The following is a 20,001-nucleotide window of genomic DNA, read 5'->3' as shown; positions in this document are numbered from 1 at the left end:
GGCTCACTCTCCGGTGAACTGCGGGTCGCGGTGCTCCAGGAAGGCCCGGAGTCCTTCGTCGTGGTCCCGCGTACCGAACATCGTCTGGAACGACCGTCGCTCCAATTCGATCGCGCCCGTGAGCGGCTCGTTCTCGGCTGCGCGGGCGATCTGGCGGATGAGCGTGACCGACAGCGGGGAGAAGGCCAGCAGCCGCTCGGCCAGTTCGATGGCGTGGGTACGGGCGGTGCCGTCCGGCACGACCTCGCTCACGATCCCGAGCTCACCGGCCTCGGATGCCCCGATCTGGTCGCCGGTGAGCACGAATCGCAGCGCACGGTGTCGACCGGCGGCGCGTACGAGTCGGCTGAGTCCTCCCGCACCCGGCACGAGACCGACCCGGATCTCGGGTTGACCGAACCGCGCCGACTCGCCCGCGACCACGAGGTCGCAGGCGATCGCGAGTTCACATCCTCCGCCGAGCGCGAAGCCCTCGACTGCGGCGATGGTCGGTTTGCTGAGCCGTTCGACGACGTCGAAGACCTCGCCCGTACGCAGTCGCAGGTGGTCGGCGGGGGTGAGCCGCGCCAGCTCCTCGATGTCCGTACCGGCGACGAAGTAGCGGTCCGACCCGGTGAGGACGACCGCCCCCACCGTCCCGTCGGCCTCGGCGGCGCGCAGCGCCGAGATCAGGGCGGTCTTCGTCGCGAGGTCGAGGGCGTTTCTGCGGGCCGGGCGGTCGACCGCGACGACGCGTACGGCGCCGTGGTCCTCGATCCGCACCCGCGCGGGGGCATCGGGCTCGACCCGGGAGCCACTGCCCCGAGCTTCGCTCATCGCCCACGCCACACGGGGGCGCGCTTCTCCAGCACCGCCTGCGCCGCCTCGCGGGCGTCGTCGGTGGCCATGAGCCGGGTGCTGTAGCCCTGCTCGACCGGGTAACCCCGCTCGACCGGGAGTCCTTCGATTTCGTTCAGCGCGCTCTTGCCGTAGCGGAGGCCGACCGGGCTCTTGGCCGCGATCGTCGCGGCGAGCCGGGCGGCGGCGGCCGGCAGTTCGGCGGCGTCCACGACCTCGTCGACGAGCCCGATCCGGTACGCCTCCTGGGCGCTGATCGGTTGGCCGGTGAAGAACATGCGGCGCAGTGCGCCCTGTGGGATGAGTCGGCCGAGGTAGGCGCCCCCGCCACAGCGTCCGACGTTGATCTCGGGCAGGCCGATGGTGGCGGACGACGCGGCGATCCGGATGTCGCAGACGGACGCGAGTACGGCTCCGGCGCCGAGCGCCGGCCCGTTGATCGCCGCGATGACGGGCACCGCACAGGTCCGGACACTCTCGAACGCGGAGCGGACCACCAGTGCCCGCGCCGGATCCTGCTCCGGCGTGCTCGCGAGGAACTCACGCAGGTCGAGGCCCGCGCAGAACGCCCGCCCGCCCGCGGCGGTGAGCACGACACAGTGCACGTCCGTCGCACCCGAGATCGCGGCGAAGACGTCGGCGAGCGCGCGGTAGTCGTCGAGGGTGATCGCGTTGACGGGTGCCCGATCGATCACCACCCGTGCCACGGCTCCTTCCCGTTCGACCCGGATGTGTTCGCTGCTGTCCTCGCTCATGCCGCCTCTATTCCGGGAAATCCGTACAGTCGGGCCGGGTTGTGCACGAGGATTCGTTTCCACTCGGGCAGCGGCGTCCAGGTACGGAAGAGATCGAGTAGTTCCCCGACGTCGGGGACGGGGTCCATGCGGACGTACGGCCAGTCCGACGCCCACAGGAGTTGTTCGGGATTCGCTTCGAGCAGCGCCTCGTGGAACGGTCGCGCCTCGGCGAAGGCGTTGCCGGGCGTGCCGACCCGACACACCGAGACCTTCACCCAGGCGACGCCGGCCGCGACGAGCGCGCACACCTCGCGGAAGGCGGGCGCGTCGACGCCCGACCGGACGTCGGGCTGGGCCAGGTGGTCGAAGACGACGGGTACGCCGCGCTCGGCGAGAAATCCACCCCACCGTACGCAGTCCGCCGTGTTCGCCCACAGCTGCGCGTGCCAACCGCGCTCGGCGAGCCTTGGCGCGAGCGCTTCGAGCGCCTGCGCACCGACGCTGCCCGGCGCGACGGGGGTCGAGGCGGAACGCGGCTCGATGAACCGGAGCCCGCGGACCCCCGCCTCGTGGAGTCGGTCCAGGTCGGCGTCGGGAATCCGTGGGCCGGCCACGCCGATGCCGGCCAGCCGCCCGCCCGCCGCGCGCAGGCCCGCCACGAGTACGGCGTGGTCCTGGGCGTACGGGCCGGGTTGCACGAGCACTCCGCGACTCAGGCCGACCGCGTCGAGCATCGCGAGGAAATGGGTGCTCGGCGACTCCGGCACCGGATAGCTGGAGGGGCCGGGTGGGTAGGCGGCGAAGGGACCGAAGGCATGCGCGTGGCTGTCGGTGGAACCCGCTGGTGGCACCAGCCTCGGCGCCCGTGGCAGAGGTCGGGGCGGCAACTGGCTCACCGTGGCCCCACCGGATCCGTGTCCGCCGGCATCGGACGGTGACCGGACGGCAGGGTGGTCAGTCCGTCCACGGCCGACGCGAGCGCCGGCAGGGGAGGGGCGGCGTCGTCGGGCAGCGGCACCTCGTGCACGTTGAGCGTCATCGAGACGAGCGTGTAGTAGCCGATGACGGTCGAGAGGTCGACCATGCCAACCGATCCCCAACGCTGCGACAGCGCCGCGTACAACTCGTCGGGAACGTCGCCGGTCTGCTGCAGCTGGCGGGCGAACTCGTACACGTCGGCGCAGTCCGGATCCGTGAATTCGGGTGGTCGTCCGATCCGGATCGCCTCGACGACGTCGGGATCGAGCCCGGCGGCGATCGCCGCCGGGGCGTGGATGTGCCATTCGACCTGGGCGTTCCAGCGCCGCGCGGTGACCAGGATCGCGAGCTCGTTGAGGTGGTGGGGCAGACTCGTCTCGAATCGGAGGAGACGCCCGAAAGTCTGCCAGGCGTCAGCGAGCTCGGGCCGGTGCAGGGCGACCCGCAACGGGCCGACGAGCCGACCGCGAGGGCCGCTCACGATGCTGTGGTAGACGCGTTGCTGACTGCCCGTCATCGTTTCGGTCGGGAAGAGCGGGATTCGCATACGTCTCAGCGCTCCTCGATGCCGAACTCGGCAAGCACTTCGGCGGTGTGCTCGCCGAGCAGGGGTGGGTGACGCTCGATCCGTACCGACGCGTTGCGGAAGACGTAGGGACTGCGTACCTGGGGCACCGTCCCGGCGAGGGGATGCGGCACGTTGACGATGCTGCCGCGCTCCCGTGCGTGTACGTCGTCGAGCGCCGCACCGACCGAGTTGATCGGGCCGCACGGCACCCCGGCCCGCTCGAGCGCACCGACCCATTCGGCCACGGTCCGGGTGAGCAGGACGTCGGCGATGAGCCCTTCGAGTTCGTCGATGGCGACCACCCGTCCCGCGTTGGTCACGAACCGCTCGTCGGACGCCCACTCCGGACACCCGAGGACGGTGGCGAACTTGGCGAACTGGCCGTCGTTGCCGACGGCGACCGCTAGGTGCCCGTCGGCGCACCGGTAGACGTTCTGCGGCTGGATGTTCGGGTGGCGGTTGCCCCGCCGTACCGGTTCGCGGCCCGTGACGAGGTAGTTCATCGCCTGATTCGCGAGGAACGAGAGCTGTACGTCGAGCATCGCGAGATCGATGTACTCGCCCTCGCCGGTACGACGTCGGCGCTCCAGCGCCGCGAGGACGGCGACGGCGGCGTACATACCGGTCATCAGGTCGACGATCGGCACTCCGACCTTCTGCGGACCGCCGCCCGGGATGCCGTCGGGCGGACCGGTGACGCTCATGATCCCGCCCATGGCCTGGATCATGAAGTCGTAGGCGGCCTGGTCACGCCGTGGCCCGGTTTGACCGAAGCCGGTGATCGAGCAGTAGATGAGCGCGGGATTGACCGCCGCGAGGGCCTCGTAGTCGAGGCCGTACCGGGCGAGGGTTCCGACCTTGAAGTTCTCGAGCACGATGTCGGAGTGTGCGGCGAGGGCGCGCACCACCCGCTGCCCCTGCGGTGACGCGAGGTCGACCGCGACGGATCGTTTACCTCGGTTGACCGAGAGGTAGTAGGCGGATTCGGCGGTCGGGCGCCCCTCCTGGTCCGCGAGATACGGCGGTCCCCAGCTCCGGGTGTCGTCGCCCACCAGTGGGCGTTCCACCTTGATCACGTTGGCGCCGAGGTCGGCAAGCTGTTGCCCGGCCCAGGGGCCGGCCATGATACGGCTGAGGTCGAGGACCCGGACGCCCTCGAGCGGGCCGCTCATCGCGTCTCTACGGCGATCATGGCAAGCATCGGCCGCTCACCCTGCTTTCTTCGTCCGACCCACCGGCTCAGGCTATAGACCATAGAACCGGTTTTATGGCCTTACGCTAGCAGCGCCGTCGAAAGCCGGTCAAGCGAGCTCAGGTGACCTTCACGTCGAGGCGGATGACGTCCCCCCGGTAGACGCCGTCGCCGACGAAGATGACCGTCCCGGTGTCATCCACCGCCGTCCGCCCGATATAGACGACGGGAGCGTTGAGCGGGATGTCGAACGTGTGCGCGAGCAGCACGTCGGCCATGCCGACCGTGAGGGTCTGGTGGACCTCGGCGATCTTGAGGCCGTCAAGGTCCTTGAGCATGCGCAGCGTGGTCTTCGTGGCAAGCGCCTCGTTCGAGATGCGGTCGGCCAGGCGCTCGTCGACGTAGGCGTCCCCCTTGTAGTAGACCTGCTGATGGCGTGAGTGGCGGCGGCTGAAGCGGCGGTAGCTCGGGGCGAGACGCCCGATCTCGTGGTGCAGTCGCGGCGGCTGCATCCCGTTGTCGATGCCGAGGATCTCGATGCTCGCCTCTTCCGGAGCCAGCAGCAGGCCCGACCAGTCGGTCGGGATCTCGTGCCAGAGCGCCTGCGGAGTCCGTCCGGTGACGAAGGTGCCCTTCGCCCGGAAGCGCTCGATGACGCCGTCGTCCTCGAGTACGTCGAGCGCCTGCCGTACGGTCGCCCGTGCGACCGAGAACTCGGTGGCGAGTTGGTCGACGGTGGGGATCTGCTGCCCGATCGCCCACTCGCCCGAGTCGATGCGCCCACGGAACAGCGTGCTCAGCTGGATGTACCGCGCGACGGCGCTGCGGCTGAAATCGACCCGCGATCCCTTGGTCGTCCGCGTCATGATCTGGCTCCTCGCCCGGCTTCAATAACGGACGACTCCCCGCCCTCAGGGGTCCGGGCCGCCGGGAAGATGCACCCTATCAAGCGCGATCCCTGATCGTGGCGCTCAATCGCGGGGGCGAAAAGCACCGCGAAGTCCGCCTCCGACGGCAGCGTCCGCCTGTTTCGCGCACCCCGGTGACGGCCGCCCGCACATGGCCGTGCCGCCCGCTCGCCGCGATGCGCCACAGCGCCCGTACCGGGGTCGTCGGCCCGTTCCGCGACGGCGCCCGACCCCCTCGCCGCGCTCAAGATCATGGCTTGACGATCTTGCGCAAGGCCTGGCTGGAACCCGTTGACAGCACCCGTCACCTCCGGTAACTTGCCGTAAAAATCATAAGTCCAGTTTATAGGGCGGTAACAAGCGGATGGTACTCGACGACCGAAAGCGGTGGACGCCATGCTCTCCCAAGTTCCGGTGCGCAGCCCCCTCCCCGAGAGGCGAGCAGACCTTATGACGGCGGCCGAACCGATCACCGTCGATGGCGTGCGCAAGACCTTCAGCACACCCGGACGACCCGAGACCACCGCGCTCGAACGGGTGGAACTCACCGTCGGCGCGGGCGAATTCGTGTCCATCGTGGGCGCGAGCGGATGCGGCAAGACGACTCTGCTGCGCATCCTCGCCGGCCTGACCCCGCCGTCGAACGGCGAGGTCCGGATCGGCGAGCGCGTCGTGACGGCTCCGGACCGCTCCGTCTCGCTCATGTTCCAGTCGCCGACCCTGCTGCCCTGGCTGCGCGTCCTGGACAACATCCTGCTTCCGCTCAAGCTGCGCGGACGCATCGGCGCCCCCGAGCGGGACCGGGCACGCCAACTGCTCGCCCAGGTCGGACTCGACGACTTCGGCGACCGCCTTCCGCGCGAACTCTCGGGCGGCATGCAACAGCGGGTCGCACTCTGCCGCGCCCTCATCGCGGCCCCGAACGTGCTGTTGCTCGACGAACCGTTCGGCGCCCTCGACGCGATGACCCGCGACCAGATGAACCTCGACCTGCACCGGCTGTGGTCGTCCACGCCGATCACGACGGTGCTCATCACACACAGCATCTCCGAGGCGGTCATGCTGTCACAGCGTGTGGTCGTCATGTCACCGCGGCCCGGGCGCATCGTCGACATCGTCGACGTGCCGCTCCCCGCCGAACGTCACGGCGAACTCATCGACTCACCCCAGTTCAGCGAGACGTCCGCCCGCATCCGCTCCCACTTCGCGAGGCACTGAGCATGACCACTTCAACCTCCGCAGCCGACCCGGTCGGCCTGCCCCAGGCGGGGGACGCGCCAGCCGCACCGCGCCGACCGTCCCGAGCCCGTACGACGATGCGCTGGCTGCCGAGCATCGTCCTGCTCGCCGTCATCCTGGTCGCCTGGCAGTTCCTGCCGGGACTCACCGGCACCCAGTCGTTCATCTTCCCGACCCTGTCGGCGGTGATCGAACGCCTCACCACGCCGGAGACGCTCCAGCTCTACCTGTCCAACGCGTGGGTGACCACCTACGAGGCGCTCATCGGGCTGGCGATCGGTCTCGTCCTCGGCGTCCTGATCGGATTTCTCCTCGGCACGTTCGCCGGGGCACGGCGCGCTCTCTACCCGTACCTGGTGGCGCTGCAGGCTCTGCCCAAGGTCGCCGTCGCGCCCCTGTTCGTGGTCTGGTTCGGGTTCGGCCTGGCACCCAAGGTGCTCGTCGTCGTCATGCTCGCGTTCTTCCCGATCCTGGTCAACACGATGAGCGGGGTCATGAGCATCGACCAGGACAAGGTCGACCTCTTCCGCTCGCTCGTGGCGACCCGCTGGCAGTCCTGGCGTCAGCTCCTCTTCCCCTGGGCCCTGCCCGGAATCTTCGCGGGGCTCGAGGTCGCGGCCGTACTCGCCCTCCTCGGTGCGATCGTCGCCGAGTTCGTCTCCGCGCGCGAGGGCCTCGGCATCGTGCTCCAGCAGCAGCAGAACACGTACGACACCGCGGGGGTCTTCGCGGTCCTCATCATCCTGTCCGCCATCGGCCTTCTGATGAACCTGGCGATCCGACTCGTCCGTCGCTGGGCCCTCGCCTGGAGCGCCTCGTCCCAAGGAGTGGAACTTTGAGCAACATCGTCCGGCACGACCGGCTGCCTCGACGGTTCCGGGTCGTCGGGATCGCCGCGCTCGCCAGCGCCCTCGTCGCGACCGTGGCCGGCTGCGGCGGCGCAGGCGCGACCACCGCGGATGGCAAACCCCTGAACACCATCACGTTCGGAATCTCCACGCCGACCATGACCGCGAACTTCGTCGCCCTGGCGGTCGGTAAGGAGAAGGGCTTCTTCGCCGACGAGGGTGTCGAGGTCGACGACATCTTCCTCAAGGACAGCGGCACCGTGCTCCAGTCGATGGCCTCCGGCAAGGTCGACATCGGTACGCCCACACCGGACGTCGCCTTCGCCGCGATGGACCTGGGGCAGGACGTGAAGCTGATGTACAACTGGACCCGCCGTCCGGTCGCCGCGTTCACCGTGCTCCAGGACAGCCCGATCAAGACGGTCGCGGATCTGGCCGGAAAGACCATCGGCGTCCAGTCACGCTCCGCCGGCACGACGACCCTGGCCAAGGCATCCCTCAAGCAGGCCGGCATCGACGTGAGCCAGGACAAGATCGTCGAGGTCGGGCTCGGCGCCCCCGCACTGGACGCACTCCAACGCGGTCGCGTCGACACCGTCGTGCAGTACGACGCGCAGTCATCCGCGCAGATCTCCTCGGGTGCCAAGATCCGCCTCATCAACCCGGAAGGCGTCGAGGACCTGTTCGCGACGACCTTCGTCGCCAGTTCGGCCTTCATGAAGAGCAACAGCGCCGCGGTCAAGGGATTCGGCAAGGCGTGGACCGAAGCATCCGTCTGGGCCCTGGCGAACCCGGAGGCCGCCATCCAGATGATGTGGAAGCGCTACCCCGCGAGCAAGACCGGCGACGACGACGCCGCCATGGCCGGTGCGCTGGCCATCTTCAAGGCCCGGATGGACAGCGCGGTCAACGTCGACGACGTCACCGCCAAGAAGATCTGGGGACAGTACGACGAGGCGGCCGTACAGCACTGGCTCGACTTCGCCCAGGAGAACGGGATCACCAAGTCGAAGCTCAACGCCTCCGACGTCTACACGAACGACGACGTCGCCGCCTACAACGACTTCGACGCCGCCACCATCCAACAGGCTGCCAAGAGCAACCAGTGAAGGACGCTCCGGCGGCCGCGCAGGCCACGGAACGAAGCGCGGGTACGGGGCGACGCCCCCGCGCCCCGTACCCGCGCTGACCACTCGACGACGACCCCGGGAGGTCCGATGCCCGCGAGTTTCATCTACGACGCCGTCCGCACCCCGTTCGGGCGCTATGGCAAGGGACTCGCCGGGGTACGTCCCGACGACCTCGCCGCCTACGTCATCGAGGCCCTGATCGCACGGCACCCGGACCTCGACCCGGGAGCGATCGACGACGTGCTCCTCGGCGACGCCAACGCGGCCGGCGAGGACAACCGCAACGTGGCGCGGATGGCCACCCTGCTCGCCGGACTCCCGACCTCGGTGCCGGGCGCGACGATCAACCGACTCTGCGGGTCGGGGCTCGAGTCGGTCATCCAGGCGAGCCGTGCGATCGAGACGGGCGACGCCGACCTCGTCCTGGCCGGCGGCGTCGAGTCGATGAGCCGCGCGCCGTGGGTGCTGCCCAAACCAGAACACCCCTTTCCGAGCGGGCACGCGACACTGCACTCGACCACGCTCGGCTGGCGAATGGTCAACCCGAGGATGCCGCAGCAGTGGACCGTACCGCTCGGCGAGACAGCCGAGATTCTCGCTGACCGCTACGACATCTCACGCGAGCGCCAGGACGAGTTCGCGCTCGCCAGCCACCAGCATGCCGCAGCGGCCTGGGACGCCGGAGTCTTCGATCGCGAGGTGATTGCCGTACCCGGGGTCGCGCTCGCCCACGACGAGGGGATCCGCCGAGACACCTCGCTCGCGGCCCTCGGGGCGCTGCCGCCTGCCTTCCGACCACATGGCACCGTCACCGCCGGCAACTCCTCGCCGCTCAACGATGGAGCGAGCGCCATCCTGGTCGGGGGCGAGAACGCGCCGGGCTGCCCCGAACCGCTCGCCCGGATCGTCGCCCGCGGCGCTGCGGCGACCGATCCCGACATCTTCGGAATCGCTCCCGTCGAAGCGGCCAACCGTGCCCTCGCCCGGGCCGGACGCACCTGGGAGGACGTGGACGTGGTCGAACTCAACGAGGCATTCGCCGCGCAGAGCCTCGCCTGCCTCACACTCTGGCCCGACCTCGACCCCGCCAAGGTCAACATCCACGGCGGGGCGATCGCCATCGGACACCCCCTGGGCGCATCCGGTGGCCGGATCATCGGCCACGTCGCACACGAACTCTCCCGACGCGGAGGCGGCATCGGGGTCGCGGCGATCTGCATCGGCGTCGGCCAGGGGCTGGCGGTCGTCCTGGAACGCTGACCGACGGCCGACGCACCCGCCGCGGCGCCGGTCATCACCCGAACTTCGTCCATCTCCCTTCGGAGACCACCTCGACGGAGCCGTCGGCGACCTTGATGGCCGTCTGTTCGTCGATGGCGTAGGCCGGGACACCGATTTCGGCGGCCCACCGCTGCGCGTCCGCCAGGGTGTTCGTCGGGAAGGCGTCCAGGTGCGGGAAGATCGAGAAGTCGACGATTCCCAGGGTGCGGTCGTCCGGCGCGGACGGCCACTCGACGAAGTACGCCCCGATCCGGGTGTCATCACCATGCTTCCGGCACTCACTCCCACCCAGACCGTGTCAGGCAGCGATGGCAACAGATCGGCCAGCCCCGACTCCCGCATCCAATGGCACAGGTACCTCCGGGCAGGGAATGGCGGGCTGACGACTCATGGCGCGTCGCCGGTGCCTGTCCGGGACAAGATCGGGCAGGGCGTTCGAGCAGGCCGGACAGGCGTGCGCTGTCCGGGACAGCCATCGACGGTAGCGAACCACGTCCCACATTCATACGCTCGATCCCGACACGCCGGTCCCATTGGCGAACCAGTCATCGGGAAAGGGCTGCAACAACGGGTCGGGGGCGTTCCTGCTCCGCGGGATCGGTCGTGTGAATCGACATTGGAAAGGGTCGCGAACGACGAATTTCGTGGCATGCGCTCTCACGGTGTTCGCGACGGGTTGGAGGAGAAATGGCGCGCAGGAATCGGCGTGAAGTATCGAAGGGGGTCGGCATGGAGTCCGTAGGTAGGATGCGGCGCAGGTGGACGCTGGTGCTGTTGACCCTGGCGAGCGTGTTCGCGGTGACGTTCGCCGTCACCGGCCCGGCGGGCGCGGTCCCGCCGCCCGACCCCGACGTGAACCTCGCCCAGCGCGCGACGCCGGGTAGCGAGGCCAAGGTGTGCCGCAGCACGCCGACCAGCTCGATCCAGGGCTGCTTCCAGAAGTACGGCGACCGGTGGTGGATCAACCTGAGCCCAGGGTGGGACCAGGGGACCATCGAGTGGTCGAACGAGCTCTGGGGGCCCAACGGCTGGGAGGAGTACCGGGACGGTACGTGCATCAGCCAAAGCTCGGGATGGGCGGCCTGTAACAAGGACTACTACGAGGACAGCACGGTACGCACCGGCGGCTACTCAGGCAGTCGACTGACGTTCCGGGTCTGTGCCGGGGTGTGCGTGACCGTCTCTCCGACGTACTTCCTCAACGACGCCTGACGCGCTTCCGGGTGGCCGGGCCCCGTCGCGGGCCCGGCCATCTCATGGATTCGGGCGGCCGTACTCGTTGTTGTCGATGGGATCGTCGCGCGGCAAGCCGAAGAGCACGCAACCGTCGCTGGCCCCGGCCGCCTGCCACACCGCCGGAGTCGGTCTGGGTTCAGCCGGCCATGCCGCGGGAATGGCGCGCTGGTGCAGGGACCTCTCGCCAAAAGTTACCCGGGCGCTGTGGTCCTCGTCGTCTGTTCCCTGGTCCCGTACCTGGTCCTGACGGTGGCAGTCCTTTCCCTCGGGGAGATCATCTCGCCGAGTCTCGGCATCTCCCGCGCTACGTTGCAGGTGGTCGCCAGCATGTCCGCCGGCGCGTACGCCGTCGGCACGCTGCTGGCCGTGCAGCTCGCCATGCATTTGCCGCCGCGCCGGATGCTCGTCGTCTACGAGGTCTGTTTCGTCGTCGCGTCCGTACTCGCCGCCGCGGCCCCGAACGCGCCCGTGTTCATCGGGGCCTTCATCGCCCAGGGGCTGTTGACCAGCCTGATGCTGATCGCCGCGTTACCCCCGCTGGTCACTTCCTGGCCGGCGAGCAAGATGCCGATCACCGCTGGCATCTTGAACCTGTGCATCTTCGGTGCGGTGGCTGCCGGCCCGACCATCGGCGCACTGCAGGCCGCCGGGGGTAGTTGGCGATGGCTGTTCTGGGGCGTCGCGGTGGTGGCCGGCCTGGCGCTCCTGTTCTCCGTACTGACCTTCCGCGACACCCCGCCCTCTGTCGGGCCGTCCACGCCTGGTGGCGCCGGACCTGGAGCGCTTTCAGGCCCGTGGGGAACCCGCCTGGGAGTCCCCGCCCATCCTCAGCGCCCTGCCGCGCAATCGGCGGTGAGGGCGGCAGCGTGACGTCTCCTCGCGGAGTAGGGGAGACCTCGCCAAAGGCATTACTTGACACGACATGTATGTCGTGTAATCTATCTGCATGCAAGCGACGCGATCTTGGTCTTCGTCCGATCCGCCCTCCCGTTGGACGGGTGCCCGCTCCCGCAAGGGACTCATCACCGGACAGGTCGATCCACGAGGGGTGAGCGGTGCGTTCGGCTGAGGAACTCAGATTTCTGATCCTGGCCGCGCAGCGGGAAGGCAACCGGTTGCTCGGCCAGGCCCTGCGGCCACTCGGCCTCACCCCGTCCCAGGCCGAGGTCATCCGGATCCTCCAAGACCGTGGTCCGCTCACTCTCAACGGTCTGGGTGAACTGCTCGTCTGCGAGAGTGGCAACAGCCCGAGCAGGCTCGTCGACCGTCTGGTCGCCGTCGGTCTGGTCAGCCGCAAGGTGGCCGAGCACGACCGCCGCCATGTCGAGCTGTCCGTCACCGAGGAGGGTGTCCGCCTGTGCGGGCAGGTAGCCGAGATCGAGGAAAAGCTCTACCAGTCGATCGACGTCGCGGCCGAGGGGCGTGACCTCGGCCAGATTCAGGGCTTCCTCTGGGACTTCGTCCGCGACCTGCCCGCGGGCCAGGCCATATCCCGGCGGGCGAGCGCCGAAGCGCAACAGACCGACGTACCCGACCCCGGCCGCCGAAATGTGGGCCCGAATAGTCCGGACTCCTGAACGAACGCGAACATGGTCTTCCGCCGACACTGATCGACGAATTCGATCGAACCCTGAGAACGTAGGAGTTGGAAATGACTTTCCGCATATCGCTCGACATCAGCCGTCCGCTTCCGGAGGTGTTCGCCTTTCTCGCCGACTTCCGTAACATGCCCCGCTGGTACGAGGCCGTGGAGCAGGCCACCGCCTCGGCGGATGGCTCCCACTTCCACCTCGTACGGTCGTTGCCGGGCGGGCGCGCGCACAATGACGTCGAGATGACCTCCTTTCGGCAGGACGAGGAAGTCACGTTCGCCTCGATCAACGGTCCGACGCCGTTTCGGTACCGGTACCGGTTCGAGCCGCTGCCGGGCGGCACGAGACTGACCCTCGAGGGCAGCATCAGCGGACAGGGCCTACCCGGCCTCGCCGGCCACCTCGGACCCCTCGCGGAGAAACTTTTCAGCCAAGGCATGAGGAAGAACCTGCTGGAATTGCAGCGGATCCTCGAGGCGGCTCCCGAGCGCGGACGACGCTCGTACTGAGGGAAAGCAGCTCGAACCCACCTTACTGACGCTGTCCCTCGAACCAGACCGAACTGGTTCGGCATTCAGCTATTGCACGGGAGATTCCAACATGGCACGTACCCCTTTTCCTGCTGCCGTCGCGGTCGCCGCGTCGACGATCCTGCTGTTGACCGCGTGCGGTGGAGCCAGCGCGGACGATCCGGACAGGACTGATCCGTCGGCCAGCGCAACGCCGAGCGGCGCCGCGTCGCCGAGCGCTACCGAGACTCCGGCTGAGGCGGCCAACGCGGTCCAACGGCCGCTGATCAAGCTTCCCGCAGGGACGGAGAACGTCTTCGAGGGGCAGCACACCGGCGATCCGAAGAAGGATGCCGTGCTGGCAGACAACGCCGAGTGGGTCAATTCGATGGACGAGTCGATCCTCGAGGGCTCACAAAATCCGGCTATCGGCTTCTACAGCACCGACAAGGCCCTGGAAGGGTCGGCAACCTTCGTCCAGGGGTATCTGGACAAGGGTCACACCTGGGTTGGTGTCACTCGTTTCTTCGACCGCAAGGTCAGTTTCAACAGCGACGGTTCCGCCGGACTCATCTACTGCTCCGACGAGACCAAGTCGTACATCAAAGATCTGAAGACGGGCAAGGTCAACTATTCGATGGCCGCCGACCCCCGAGATGACTACGTGCTCTACAACACGAAGCTGGTGAAGAACGCGCAAGGCATCTGGCAAACCGTCAGTGTGCTTTCGGATCGAGGGGCCGAGCAATGTCAGCCGTAGCCACCGCCGATGCCGGCGGCATCAGGTAGGTGGGTCGCGGCGGCGGAGCCGATCGCGCCGCCCGGAGCGTGGGCGGTCAGGTGAGGGTGAAGTTGACCGTGGAGGTCTGTCCGACCGTCACGGTGGCCGGCTGTGGTGCCGCCCGGCCCGTGATCGCGGTGCCCCCGGTGCGGATGTGGAACTCGTAGCGGCCCGGCTCCAGGTTCCACTGGTAGACGCCCTTGGCGTCGGTGGTGACGACCAGTTGGGGGACGGGCTTGGCCGGGTTGTCCACGGACTTCACCTCGATCCCCACGCCGGGTACCGGCGAGCCGTCGGTGCGGGCGACGGTGCCGGTGACCATGCCCCGGTTGCTCGCCCGGCTGGGGTCGGCCGGTGGATGGGTCGCGGAGACCGGTGCGTCGCCGCCGGGTCCGCCGGGCAGGCCGGGCGAGGTGGACGAGGGCTGGCCGCAGGCCGACAGCGCGGCGACGGCGAAGAGCGTCGAAATAAGTACGCGAGCGCGGATTGTCCGCATTACTGGCTCCTTATGACGATCTAGGCGATCTGGCGTACATGCGGTCACCTCGGCTCCATCCAATACAAACGGTAGGGCATCGACTACGGCCCGACATGAGAACGGGTGGGACGGGGAGACCCACCGGCCCACCCGTTGATCGGCCGAGTTGCGAGAACCGCGAAGCCAGTCACCGGTTCCTCTCTGTTTAGATCATTCCGACGACCGAGGAAGGGAGCCGTACGCCGTGACGCCGGAGCTTCAGGAGCAGGAAGAACGCCTCCAGTTCGACCGCTTTGACCAAAACGACGCCTGGGAGCTGGGTAATCGCCTGGTCGGGCTGGCCCGAGAGCGTGGCCACGCCGTCACCGTCGACATCCGCCTCGGCGACCACCAGCTCTTCCACTACGCGCTGCCCCGCACCTGCGCCGACAACGACGACTGGATCGAACGCAAGATCCGTGTCGTACGCCGGTTCGGACACAGTTCCTACCTCGTCGGCCAGACCTACCGCGACCGCGGCACCACCTTCGAAGCGCAGTCCCACCTCGAACCGGCCCTGTACGCCGCACACGGTGGCTGCTTCCCGATCATCCTCAGGGGCACCGGCCCGGTCGGCACCGTCACCGTCTCGGGCCTGCCCCAACTCGACGACCACCGCCTCGTCGTCGAGGCCCTCGGACTCTTCCTCGACTCCCGCGGCAACAAGTAGGGAACTGTCTCTCGACTTCCGGCTGTCTCTCGTCGCCGACGGGGCGTCGTCAGTCTGTCCCCACGACGGCGTCCACCTCGAACTCCACCAACCACTCCGGATCGATGAAGCGCGACACTTCCACGAAGGTGCACGCCGGCCGTACCCGGGAGAACCGTTCGCCATGTGCCCGCGCCGCCTCCCGCCAGCGGGTGATGTCGACCAGCATGACCCTGGTCCTGATGGCGAGCGCGGCCGGCGCCCCGATCGCCGTGAGAGCGGCGAGACGTAGGCGACCGCGCGGTGGCTTAGTGCACGAGCATCAGGATCGCCAGGCCGACAACCAGGTCCAGCACGCCGCACCACTCGGCGAAGGAGCGTGCGACGATCTTGTTGGCGCGCCAGTGGATGCCGTCCCAGACGGCGTGGGCCAACAGCCCGGCGGCGACGAGATAGCGTCCGATGTCGGCGGGGACGTACAGGGCGGCCAGGCCGAGGGCGATGAACCCCAGTGCGGCCGGTGACTGGAGCGCGTACAGGCCGGGACGGCGCAGTTGGCCTCTGACCAGACCCACCGCCACGACCAGGACCGCGACGACCGCCAGCACGGGCCACGGATCGAAGTCGAACAGGCGCAGGACTACGACGGCGGCCACCAAGGCGTACAGCACGGGCCAGGTGACACGGGGTCGGTCGAGGACCGCGACGAGCAGGTAACCGGAGGCGGCCAGGAGCAGCAGGAACGAGAACTCGGTGCCGTCGCCGGTGTCGGCGAGGTTGATGGCGGCGAAGGCGAGCCCCAGCCAGGTTGGCCACCGGTGCGCCAGCATCGGCACCACGCGCAGCCATCCGGCCGCCTGGGTCGTGTCCGTGTCCGTGCCGAGGGTGGGGGTCGTTTCTGTCATGACCACACCGTCGCCGCGGTACGCGCGCCGCACCATCATGGCTTCCCGGCACGTCCGGAACTGTGGGATGCCGGTCCGTTGGGCCTAGGCTCGCTACGTGGACGTGCGGCCGGTCGCGATCGTCGGCTACGACGACGCCGAACTCCTCGACATCGCCTGCGTGACGACCACCCTCGGCATGGCGAACGTGATCGGCGACCTGCGGACCCCGTACCGGCCCATGGTGATCAGCCCGGGGCGGCTGCCGGTCACGTGTGGTCCCGGGCTGGTGTTGCAGAGCGGGCAGGCGCTGGAACGGCTCACCGGTCCACTCGACACGTTGATCGTCTCAGGGGGACTCGGTCACGCGCGAGCGGCCGCGAACCCGCTGGTCGTCGCCCATGTCCAGCGGTTGGCCCGGGTCAGCCGACGGGTGGCGTCGGTATGCACGGGAGCCAGCATCCTGGCCGCCGCCGGACTACTCGACAACAAGCGGGCGACAACCCACTGGCGGTTCGCCGACGCGCTCGCCGCGCGGTATCCCGATATCGAGGTCGACCCCGATCCGATCTACATCCGGGACGGGAACATCTCCACCGCGGCCGGCGTCACCAGCGCACTCGACCTGGCGCTGGCGTTCGTCGAGGAGGACCACGGCGTCGAACTAGCCCGTCTGGTCGCCCGCGACCTGGTCACGTACCTGCAGCGCCCCGGTAACCAGGCGCAGATGAGCATGTTCACGGCCGCACCACCACCTGACCACGACGTCGTACGGCGCACGGTCGACCACCTGAACGCGAACCTAGGCGGCGACGTCGGTACGGCGGCGCTGGCCCGCGTGGCGGGAGTCAGCCCGCGACACCTCACCCGACTGTTCCTGGCACACGTCGGCCAGACGCCCGGTCGTTTCGTCCGGCACGCCCGCACAGCGGCAGCCGCCCATCTTCTCGTCACCACCTCACTGCCGCTGCCGAGCGTGGCGGCCCGCTGTGGGTTCGGCTCGGCCGAGACGCTCCGCGTGGCATTCGTGCGGCGGTACGGGATCCCGCCGTCGCGGTACCGCGACGTACACGGCGGCGCCGAACGCTCGACGCCGCACTCCTGATGGCACGGCGAGCGGGCGGAGGATCTGAATGAAGACTGGCCCTGGTAGCAGGCACTCGTCGCTGGTGCCCCGTACGATGCGTGACGTGGTGCGGGCCGAAGAGATTCTCGCCGTGTTCGACCGGGCGGCCGAGCAGGGGCGGTTCCGGGAGCCGGGGAATCCGCGCAGCTACCAGATCACGACCAGGTTGCACGCCTTCGGTGACGCCGTACGCTGGGCGCTGGTCATCGAAACCGTCGGGTACGACCCCCGCGCGGCCAATGTCGTGGACGTCCTGGACGCTCTCGGCAACTGCCTCGTCGGTACCACGGAGAGTCACGAGGCGTTACACCTCGACCGGGTCGACAACTTCGGGGACCTGTTCGACTTCGCAGACCCGTCGGACGAGCAGCCCGAGCCGCCACGGTACCGGCAGGTGCCGATCGTCGTCCGGGGCCGGGAGTTGCGCGTGGATGCCGCCGCGACGATCCCGCTCGAGGAACTGTTCCGGCTGCTCGTACCGGAGCACCGCGACCTGCTGCTCGGCGACGAGGCCGAGCTTCGCCGACTCGTCCCGGCGGACCTACCGCAGGTGCTGAGCCTGCACGAGTGGCACCACGTCACCTTGCGCGTCAGGCCGCCCAGTCCCGATCTGGAACGGCGCCGTCGCCAGCACGAGTACCTCGCTCGGCACGCGCCACCCGGAGAGCGGGTGCCGTTCGAGATCCGGCCGAGCGATGTGGAGATCTACCGGCAGATCGCCGAAGTGCTCGCCACCGCCGACCCCTCCCACTACCGGCCGACCGCCCCACCGAACACACACTGGAGCAACTGGCCCTGGTCCGGGTCCCTGTAACCGCCCGGACAGCCAGCAGACCACTGCGGCACTCGCCCGGCACCGGGCGGGCAAGGCCTGGTGCCGGGACGAGCGGGTACGACCGGATGGTGCCTCTGCCCGCGCTCAGCTCGCCGTACAGGTCAGGGTCGGTGTGGCGGGGGTGCCGGTGGACGACCCGAGGAACCCGAATGTCGTGCCCGTGCCGGCTGCGAGTGCGCCGTTGTAGTCGACGTTTCTGGCGGTGACCGCCGGCCCCTGGCTCGTGACGGTCGCGTTCCATGCCTGGCTGATCGTCTGACCGCTGGCGAAGGTCCAGGTCACGGTCCAGCCTCTGATCGCCGCGGCGCCTGCGGTGACCCGTACCTCGCCCTGGAAGCCGCCCGACCACTGGCTCACCACCGTGTACGTGGCCGTACAGCCGGCCCCACCCGGTGGCGGCGTGGTCGGCGTCGGGGTGGTCGGGGTGGGTGTCGGGGTGGTCGGGGTGGGTGTGGGTGTGCTGACCGGGTCGCCCCAGCCCGCGGTCGAGTCGAGCCAGGCGGCGCGGCGTTGCAGCCAGTCCCGCATCGCCTGGACCTGACCCTGCCAGGTGGGCGAGGTCGGGGTGAAGAAGGGCCCGATCATCGACGTCGTCAGGTTGGGCCAGCGCTGGAAGTTGCGCTGCGCGCCGTTGGTCAACGGCACGGTGAGGGCGTTGATCCGGGTCTGCAAGGCGGCGTCGGACAGCAGACCGCGACGCAGCGCCTGCCAGCGCGCCTTGACCTGGTCGACGAAGGCGGGATCCCGCAGCAACTGGGGGAACCAGTCGTTGGCCTGCGGCTGCCGGGTCTGCTGGTACTGCCAGCCGGCGACCTGGTTGTTGTTCAGGTATCCGCCCACCCCGAAGGTCAGGTCGAAGTCCCAGAGCGGACCAGCGAAGATCTTGGAATCCCGGTCCTTGTAGAAGTGCGCGCTGCGGTAGTACGCGTCCATGTTCCGGCTGAACTCGTTGACGATCAGATGGTCGACGAAGGAGTTGACGTCGATGTACGCCCGGTAGCCGGTGTTCGGGTCGGCGAAGTTCGCTGAGCGGAGCACGTTGTGGAACTCCTGGAGGTAGTTGCGCAACCAGTCCCGCTGCTGTGGTTGCAGTGGCGACGGGTCGGCCACTTCGAGGTAGTTCCAGCAGGTCGCCGCCGGTCCGGTGCACGGCAGGGTCGGCTCTTCGGCGGCCAACCACTCGAACTTCCAGATGTAGCCGCCGCTGATTTTCGGCAGTGTCAGGTCGTCCTCGTCCAGTTGCTTGAGGTCGAGGCGGTCCTTCGAGTTCTTGACGGTTTCGACGATCATGTAGACGCCCATGTAGTCGTCGGCCCCGACCGGGCCGGCGTCGGTGTTGAGGTAGAACTCCGCGAACGCGTACCGGGGTGCGTGCAGTCCCATCTCCCGGCCGAGGTCGTAGACGAGGGCTTCCCGTACCAGTGCCTTGTCGGGAAACGGTCCGCGCAGCACCCAGTCGGAGTCGGCGGGCATGCCGAGCACCGGGTAGTCGGCGTCGTCACCGTCGTTGTCCCAGAATTCGATCCGGTACGGCGTCTTCTCCAGCGTTGCCGACGACTGACCACGCAGGTGGAATCCGGCCCGGGTGGCGACCGCCGGAGCCGCCGCCAGCGAGGTCGTGCCGCCGCTGCTGGGCTGGAAGATCATGGTGGCGGCGTCGAAGTACTCCCGATCGGGCCGGCCGGCGCCGTACGAGTCGATCACCACCAGCGGCAGGTCGTGTGCGGTGGCGGTGCCGCGGGCGACGTACACGGCGGTGCCGGGCGCACCGGATGCCGTCTGGCCGACGAAGGCCTGCGCCCGTACCTGGGTGGTGCGGGTGAGTCGTAGCGCGGTGCCCGGATAGAGCGGTGACGCGGCGGTGGGTAGCTGCCCGTTGGTGGTGTAGCGGATCTGCGCGCCACTGACCGTGGTGCCCAGCGACACCGTCATCTCCCCCTGGAAGGTGCCGCTGGGCACGGAGAAGGTGATGTCGCCGACCAGGTCGTCCGCGGCCGCGTCGGCGGCAGCGGTGTCGGCTCCGGCGCGGCCGACCGACGGGCTGCCGGCCGAGGAGCCGCTGCCGGCGACCGGTTGGGCGTCGGCCTGCTGGGGGTACGAGACGAGAAGCGCGGCGACGAGCATGGCGGCTGTCGCGGCCCCCGCGACGCGGAA

At 68.8% G+C, this 20,001-nt stretch carries 20 protein-coding genes and 4 pseudogenes; 12 read left to right on the top strand and 12 right to left on the bottom strand.

Annotated elements, in window-relative coordinates:
- Positions 1 to 3: 3 nt before the first annotated feature.
- The 6 genes from AB0J90_RS18135 to AB0J90_RS18110 all read right to left on the bottom strand — a co-directional run bounded on the left by AB0J90_RS18135 (position 4) and on the right by AB0J90_RS18110 (position 5,178).
- Positions 4 to 816 (bottom strand): enoyl-CoA hydratase-related protein, encoded by an 813-nt coding sequence (locus AB0J90_RS18135; protein ID WP_363597171.1) that lies wholly within the window; start codon positions 814 to 816, stop codon positions 4 to 6.
- Positions 813 to 1,592 carry an enoyl-CoA hydratase-related protein gene (locus AB0J90_RS18130; RefSeq protein ID WP_363597169.1) on the bottom strand — a complete coding sequence of 260 codons (780 nt, stop codon included), beginning with the start codon at positions 1,590 to 1,592 and terminating at the stop codon, positions 813 to 815. Before AB0J90_RS18130 ends, AB0J90_RS18135 begins: the two co-directional genes overlap by 4 nt.
- On the bottom strand, positions 1,589 to 2,461 hold the full coding sequence (locus AB0J90_RS18125) for an amidohydrolase family protein (protein WP_363597168.1): 873 nt from the start codon (positions 2,459 to 2,461) through the stop codon (positions 1,589 to 1,591). Before AB0J90_RS18125 ends, AB0J90_RS18130 begins: the two co-directional genes overlap by 4 nt.
- A gap of 5 nt (positions 2,462 to 2,466) precedes the next feature.
- On the bottom strand, positions 2,467 to 3,033 hold the full coding sequence (locus tag AB0J90_RS18120; RefSeq protein ID WP_363597167.1) for a carboxymuconolactone decarboxylase family protein: 567 nt from the start codon (positions 3,031 to 3,033) through the stop codon (positions 2,467 to 2,469).
- 71 nt (positions 3,034 to 3,104) lie between these two features.
- Positions 3,105 to 4,292: a CaiB/BaiF CoA-transferase family protein gene (locus tag AB0J90_RS18115; RefSeq protein ID WP_363597165.1), complete on the bottom strand. Its 1,188-nt coding sequence runs from the start codon at positions 4,290 to 4,292 to the stop codon at positions 3,105 to 3,107.
- Positions 4,293 to 4,431: 139 nt separating this feature from the next.
- Positions 4,432 to 5,178: a GntR family transcriptional regulator gene (locus AB0J90_RS18110; protein WP_363597164.1), complete on the bottom strand. Its 747-nt coding sequence runs from the start codon at positions 5,176 to 5,178 to the stop codon at positions 4,432 to 4,434.
- A gap of 438 nt (positions 5,179 to 5,616) precedes the next feature.
- Between AB0J90_RS18110 and AB0J90_RS18105 the strand changes: the two genes are divergently transcribed.
- From AB0J90_RS18105 to AB0J90_RS18090, 4 genes are all read left to right on the top strand, one after another.
- Positions 5,617 to 6,438, top strand: coding sequence for an ABC transporter ATP-binding protein (locus AB0J90_RS18105; RefSeq protein WP_363597347.1), 822 nt, complete (start codon positions 5,617 to 5,619; stop codon positions 6,436 to 6,438).
- A 2-nt stretch (positions 6,439 to 6,440) separates the two neighbouring features.
- Entirely contained in the window at positions 6,441 to 7,298 is an 858-nt protein-coding gene (locus AB0J90_RS18100; RefSeq protein ID WP_363597163.1) for an ABC transporter permease, read from the top strand.
- Positions 7,295 to 8,416, top strand: a complete 1,122-nt coding sequence (locus AB0J90_RS18095) for an ABC transporter substrate-binding protein (RefSeq protein WP_363597161.1) — start codon at positions 7,295 to 7,297, stop codon at positions 8,414 to 8,416. The genes AB0J90_RS18100 and AB0J90_RS18095 overlap by 4 nt, the downstream gene beginning before the upstream one ends.
- 108 nt (positions 8,417 to 8,524) lie before the next feature.
- Entirely contained in the window at positions 8,525 to 9,697 is a 1,173-nt protein-coding gene (locus AB0J90_RS18090; protein ID WP_363597157.1) for a thiolase family protein, read from the top strand.
- A 34-nt stretch (positions 9,698 to 9,731) separates the two neighbouring features.
- On the opposite strand, the pseudogene AB0J90_RS18085 reads toward AB0J90_RS18090, so the two are convergent.
- Positions 9,732 to 10,075: pseudogene (locus tag AB0J90_RS18085) on the bottom strand (Type 1 glutamine amidotransferase-like domain-containing protein); the annotation flags it as partial.
- 372 nt (positions 10,076 to 10,447) lie between these two features.
- Here AB0J90_RS18085 and AB0J90_RS18080 point away from each other — a divergent pair.
- From AB0J90_RS18080 to AB0J90_RS18060, 5 genes are all read left to right on the top strand, one after another.
- The gene (locus AB0J90_RS18080; protein ID WP_363597155.1) at positions 10,448 to 10,930 is read left to right on the top strand and encodes a hypothetical protein; all 483 of its coding nucleotides are present in this window, start codon (positions 10,448 to 10,450) and stop codon (positions 10,928 to 10,930) included.
- Between the two features lie 228 nt (positions 10,931 to 11,158).
- Positions 11,159 to 11,824: an MFS transporter gene (locus AB0J90_RS18075; protein WP_363597153.1), complete on the top strand. Its 666-nt coding sequence runs from the start codon at positions 11,159 to 11,161 to the stop codon at positions 11,822 to 11,824.
- 185 nt (positions 11,825 to 12,009) lie between these two features.
- Entirely contained in the window at positions 12,010 to 12,531 is a 522-nt protein-coding gene (locus AB0J90_RS18070; RefSeq protein ID WP_363597151.1) for a MarR family transcriptional regulator, read from the top strand.
- Positions 12,532 to 12,605: 74 nt separating this feature from the next.
- Complete coding sequence (locus tag AB0J90_RS18065) at positions 12,606 to 13,055, top strand: SRPBCC family protein (RefSeq protein ID WP_363597345.1); 450 nt, start codon at positions 12,606 to 12,608, stop codon at positions 13,053 to 13,055.
- Between the two features lie 91 nt (positions 13,056 to 13,146).
- Positions 13,147 to 13,815 (top strand): hypothetical protein, encoded by a 669-nt coding sequence (locus tag AB0J90_RS18060; protein ID WP_363597149.1) that lies wholly within the window; start codon positions 13,147 to 13,149, stop codon positions 13,813 to 13,815.
- 76 nt (positions 13,816 to 13,891) lie between these two features.
- On the opposite strand, the gene AB0J90_RS18055 is transcribed toward AB0J90_RS18060, so the two are convergent.
- The gene (locus tag AB0J90_RS18055) at positions 13,892 to 14,332 is read right to left on the bottom strand and encodes a carboxypeptidase-like regulatory domain-containing protein (RefSeq protein ID WP_363597147.1); all 441 of its coding nucleotides are present in this window, start codon (positions 14,330 to 14,332) and stop codon (positions 13,892 to 13,894) included.
- 226 nt (positions 14,333 to 14,558) lie between these two features.
- Here AB0J90_RS18055 and AB0J90_RS18050 point away from each other — a divergent pair, with 226 nt between their 5' ends.
- The gene (locus tag AB0J90_RS18050; protein WP_363597145.1) at positions 14,559 to 15,023 is read left to right on the top strand and encodes a heme-degrading domain-containing protein; all 465 of its coding nucleotides are present in this window, start codon (positions 14,559 to 14,561) and stop codon (positions 15,021 to 15,023) included.
- Positions 15,024 to 15,072: 49 nt separating this feature from the next.
- Here AB0J90_RS18050 and AB0J90_RS18045 read toward each other — a convergent pair.
- Both AB0J90_RS18045 and AB0J90_RS18040 read right to left on the bottom strand, forming a co-directional pair.
- Positions 15,073 to 15,273 (bottom strand): annotated as a pseudogene (locus AB0J90_RS18045) (Rid family hydrolase); the annotation flags it as partial.
- 37 nt (positions 15,274 to 15,310) lie between these two features.
- A complete protein-coding gene (locus AB0J90_RS18040) occupies positions 15,311 to 15,907 on the bottom strand; it encodes a hypothetical protein (protein WP_363597143.1) in 597 nt (198 codons plus the stop codon).
- A 97-nt stretch (positions 15,908 to 16,004) separates the two neighbouring features.
- Between AB0J90_RS18040 and AB0J90_RS18035 the strand changes: the two genes are divergently transcribed.
- Both AB0J90_RS18035 and AB0J90_RS18030 read left to right on the top strand, forming a co-directional pair.
- The gene (locus tag AB0J90_RS18035; RefSeq protein ID WP_363597141.1) at positions 16,005 to 16,991 is read left to right on the top strand and encodes a helix-turn-helix domain-containing protein; all 987 of its coding nucleotides are present in this window, start codon (positions 16,005 to 16,007) and stop codon (positions 16,989 to 16,991) included.
- 85 nt (positions 16,992 to 17,076) lie between these two features.
- Positions 17,077 to 17,826 (top strand): hypothetical protein, encoded by a 750-nt coding sequence (locus AB0J90_RS18030; RefSeq protein WP_363597139.1) that lies wholly within the window; start codon positions 17,077 to 17,079, stop codon positions 17,824 to 17,826.
- Between the two features lie 105 nt (positions 17,827 to 17,931).
- Here AB0J90_RS18030 and AB0J90_RS18025 read toward each other — a convergent pair.
- Together AB0J90_RS18025 and AB0J90_RS18020 are read right to left on the bottom strand one after the other, a co-directional pair.
- Positions 17,932 to 18,315 (bottom strand): annotated as a pseudogene (locus AB0J90_RS18025) (cellulose binding domain-containing protein); the annotation flags it as partial.
- Positions 18,316 to 18,351: 36 nt separating this feature from the next.
- Positions 18,352 to 19,971, bottom strand: a pseudogene (locus AB0J90_RS18020) (CotH kinase family protein); the annotation flags it as partial.
- Positions 19,972 to 20,001 lie beyond the last annotated feature (30 nt).

The sequence above is a fragment of the Micromonospora sp. NPDC049523 genome, from assembly GCF_040676775.1.
Taxonomy (GTDB): Bacteria; Actinomycetota; Actinomycetes; order Mycobacteriales; family Micromonosporaceae; genus Micromonospora_G.
The sequence above is the reverse complement of the archived record's forward strand: the minus strand, read 5'-3'. Positions and strand labels throughout refer to the sequence as shown.